The sequence below is a fragment of the Streptomyces sp. NPDC043861 genome (assembly GCF_056435905.1).
Genome location: NZ_JBWKDP010000035.1, coordinates 1 through 4,568, shown reverse-complemented (window position 1 = coordinate 4,568; position 4,568 = coordinate 1). Strand labels below are relative to the sequence as shown.

Annotated in this window: 1 protein-coding gene; it reads right to left on the bottom strand. The window is 69.4% G+C overall.

Annotation, left to right across the window (positions count from 1 at the left end):
- The coding region (locus AC068D_RS35570; protein ID WP_478827289.1) for an amino acid adenylation domain-containing protein at nucleotides 1-4,568 on the bottom strand (4,568 nt) is incomplete at both ends.

Below are 4,568 nucleotides of genomic sequence, written 5' to 3'. Positions count from 1 at the left end.
AGCACGAACACCCGGGTATTCACCACCGGCGACCCGATCGCCACCTCCACAGCTTCCGGATCACAACGCCACAGCGTCGCATCCACCGTCGTCTCCGCCGGACCGAAAGAGTTGAACAACCGGTGACCACGCGCCCAACGAGCCATCACCTCCCGCGGCAGCGCCTCACCACCCGTCACCAGAACGACGTCCTCACCAATCGACGCCTCGTCCAGCACCGCCAACACCGCCTGCGGCAACGCCACATGCGACACCCGCTGCTCCGCCAGGAACCGCGGCAAAGCCTCACCCAACCGCCCCTCCGGCGGAATCACCACCAACGTCGCACCCGTCAACAAAGCCATGAACCACTCCCACGCAAACGCGTCGAAGCCCACCGACCCGTACTGACCCACCCGCGAACCAGCACCCACCCCCAAGAACCGGACATGACCCGCCACCAGACTCGCCACACCCGCATGCGACACCACCACACCCTTGGGCCGACCCGTCGAACCCGACGTATAGATCACATACGCCGCATCCTCCGCCCGCACCACCACATCCAGCGCCCCACCCTCCAGCGCCGCCAACTCCGCCACCGTCTCCGGCGCATCCACCAACACCGCACCCGGCACCAGCGACTGCGTATCCGAAGAAGCCAGCACCACCACCGGCCCGGCATCCGCCAACATGTACCCGATCCGGTCCACCGGATACGCCGGATCCATCGCCATATAGGACCCACCCGCCTTCAGCACCCCAAGCACCGAAACCAGCAGATCGACCCCACGCTCCAGACACACCCCCACCACCGACCCCACCGCAACGCCCCGACCCACCAAATAGCGCGCCATACGGTCGGACCGCGCATCCAACTCCGCGTACGACACCTCCACACCATCCGCAACCACAGCCACCGCACCCGAAACCCGCGCCACCTGCGCAGCAAACAACCCAGGCACCGAACCCGAAGACACCTCGGCACCCGTCGCATTCCACTCCACCAACACCCGATGCGACTCGGCCTCGTCCATCACCTCCACGGCGCTCACTCGCGCCCCGGGATCGGCGGCCACTCCGCCCAGCACCCGGACCAGGCACTCCGCGAGCCGCTCGGCCGAAGCCACTTCGAACAGGTCCGCCGCGACGATCACGGCTCCGTGGATTCCGGCCGGCGCGCCCTCGCTGTCGAACACCTCCTGCGCCGCCACCTCGATGTCGAACTTCGACACCGACACACTGGTCGCGGCCCCGGTGGCCCGGATCCCTTGCAGGTCGACCACGGCCTGGGCGTTGTTCTGCAGGGTCAGCATCACCTGGAAGAGAGGCTGATGCGCCATTGAGCGATTCGGCGCGAGCTCCTCGACCAGTTTCTCGAACGGCACGTCCTGGTGCTCGAACGCCGACAGGCTGGTCCCGCGCACCCGGCGCAGCAGTTCGGTGAACGTCGGGTCCCCCGACACGTCCGTGCGCAGCACCAGGGTGTTGACGAAGAAGCCGACCAGGTCGTCCAGTGCGGCATCGGTGCGTCCGGCGTTCGCCGCGCCGATCGGGATGTCGGAGCCCGCGCCCAGACGCGAGAGGAGCACAGCAAGAGCGGCCTGCAGCAACATGAACGAGGTCGTGCCCTCGGCCCGGGCCAGCTCCGCGAGTTGTGCGTGCACCTCGGCCGGGACCGTCAGCGGCACCTCATGACCGCGGTGAGAGCCCACCGCGGGGCGCGGGTGGTCGAACGGCAGCGCCAGTTCCTCCGGCGCGCCGGCCAGAGCCTCGCGCCAGTAGCCGGTCTGTCGCGCGTACACACTGTCCGGGTCACGCTCGTCGCCCAGCAGCTCGCGCTGCCACAGCGCGTAGTCCGCGTACTGGACGGGCAGCGGCTCCCAGTCGGGCGCCCCACCAGCCATACGTGCCGCGTATGCCCGTGAGACGTCTGTGGCCAGCGGTGCCGTCGACCAGCCGTCACCGGCGATGTGGTGCACGGTCACCACCAGGACGGACTCCTGCGAACCGTCCTGGAACAGCCAGGCCCGGATCGGGGTCTCCGAGGCAAGGTCGAACGCGTACCCGGCCGCCTCGGCGACGGCGTCGTCGAGGCCCGCCGGTGCGACCTCGGCCACGACCAGGTCCCACTCCAGCTCGTCGAGTTCGATGATGTGCTGGTACGGCTCACCGTCGGCGACCGCGTACACGGTGCGCAGCACCTCGTGGCGGCCGATGACGTCCCGCAGGGCCGCGTTCAGTGCCGCGGCATCCACCTGGCCGGACAAGCGGAGCGCGACAGGAACGTTGTACGTGGCGCTCGGGCCTTCCAGCTGTCCCAGGAACCACAGCCGGCGCTGCGCGTAGGACAGCGGCACCCGCTCCGGGCGCTCCCGCGTCGTCAGTGCCGTCCGCGCGGTATCGGCGCCGGCCAGACGGGCAGCCAATCCTGTCACCGTGGGCGCGTCGAACAGCGTCCGCAGCGGCACCTCCACACCCAGTACCGTCCGCACGCGGCTGACCAGGCGGGTGGCGAGCAGGGAGTGGCCGCCGAGCTGGAAGAAGTCGTCGTCGACGCCGACCTTCTCCAGGCCGAGGACCTGTGCGAAGACCCCGCACAGCAGCTCCTCCTGGAGCGTGGCCGCGCCGCGGACGCTCCCGGTCGCGTACTCGGGGGCGGGCAGTGCCTTGCGGTCCAGCTTGCCGTTGGCGGTGAGCGGCAGGTCGTCCAGTACCACGGTCGCCGCCGGGAGCATGTGACCGGGCAGCCGCTCCGCGGCGAACTCGGCCACCAGTGCCGGAAGTTCCTCAACCGCATTGTCATCGGCGACGACGTAGGCAACCAGACGACGGTCTCCGGGAGTGTCCTCGCGGGCGATGACCTCAGCCTGCGCGACCAGCGGGTGCCCGGCCAGAATCTCGGCAACCTCACCCGGCTCGACCCGGAAGCCGCGGATCTTGACCTGATCGTCTGCACGGCCAGCGAACACCAGCCGCCCGTCCGCTGTCCATCGCGCCCGGTCACCCGTCCGGTACATCCGCACACCCGATTCGAACGGACACGCCACGAACCGCTCCGCCGTCATACCGGGCAGCCCTCCGTAGCCACGGGCCAGACCCGCACCGGTGCTGTAGAGCTCACCCTCCACACCCACCGGCACCGGACGCAGCGCGGCATCCAGCACGTACACCCGCGTGTCGGCGATCGGCACCCCGATCGGCACCGACGCGACACCTTCGGTCAGCTCCGCCTCGAGCACCTCATGAACCGCAGTGAAGGTGGTGTTCTCCGTCGGACCGTAACCGTTGAACAGCCGCAGCGACGGCACATCGGCCAGCAGACGCCGACAACGTCCCACCGACAGCGTGTCACCACCCGCCATCAACTGCCGCACACCACGCAACACCGAGACGTCCTGATCCACCACCTCGTGGAACAGACCCGCCGTCAACCACAGCGTGTCCACGCGGTGAGCGGCCAGGAACACTCCGAGCTCGGCCACCGAAACCGCGCCGGGCGCGGAGACCGCGAGGGTCGCCCCGTTCAGCAGCGCACCCCAGATCTCGAAAGTCGCCGCATCGAACGAAGCCGATGCCAGCTGGCCCACCACATTTCCCGGCCCCAGCGCCACATACCCGCACTCACGAACAAGCCGGTCCACCGCCCGGTGCGCCACCACCGTGCCCTTGGGCCGCCCCGTCGATCCGGAGGTGTACATGATGTAGGCCGCGCTGTCGGCGCTCGCCACAACGGACAACTCCGGGGGTGCCAGGGGGCCCTCGGCCAGTGCCGCCAGTTCCGCACGCGTGCCGGAGTCGTCGACCACCACTCGGGCCGGGCCCGCGACACCACTGCGGATGTCGCGGCTGTCGGTCAGTAGCAGGACCGGCGCCGAGTCCGCCAGCATGTGAGCCACCCGGTCCGCCGGGTATTCCGGGTCCACCGGCAGGTATGCGCCGCCGGCCTTCATCACCGCGAGCAGTGCGACCACCAGCTCGGCACTGCGGTCCAGGGCCACGGCCACCACGGACTCGGGGCCAACGCCCCGGCTGATCAGCAGGCGTGCCAGCTGGTTCGCCCTCGCGTCCAGCTCTGCGTACGAGAGGTTCACACCGTTCGCGACCACCGCCGGCGCGTCCGGGGTCCGGGCGACCTGCGCCGCGAACAACTCCGGCACCGTCGCCGGCAACAAGCTACGACCCGTGCTGTTCCACTCGTGGAGCATCCGGTGCAACTCGCCCTCGCCCAACACCTCCACCGCGCCCAACGGCACCTTCGGACCACCGTCCAGTGCCGTTTCCAGCGCGGTGAGCAGATTCTCCGCGGTGGTGCGCATCAGCTGTCCGACGGCTTGGCCGTCCACGGCGGCCGCCGTGTCGATGGTGAGCGCGATCGACTCGCCGTCGTCATCCACGGAGATGACCAGGGGGTAGTTGGTCCGCTCTCGGGAGTACAGCGCCTCGAATCCTTCGAAGCCGTGGGTCCGGTCGTGGTCCGCGTCCTGCTCGGAACCACCGGGGTTGTGCCGGTAGTTGAACACGGCGGTGAACAGGGGGGTGTCACCCGCCAGGCCACTGGCCCGCTGGGCCAGGGCCAGGGAGGCGTG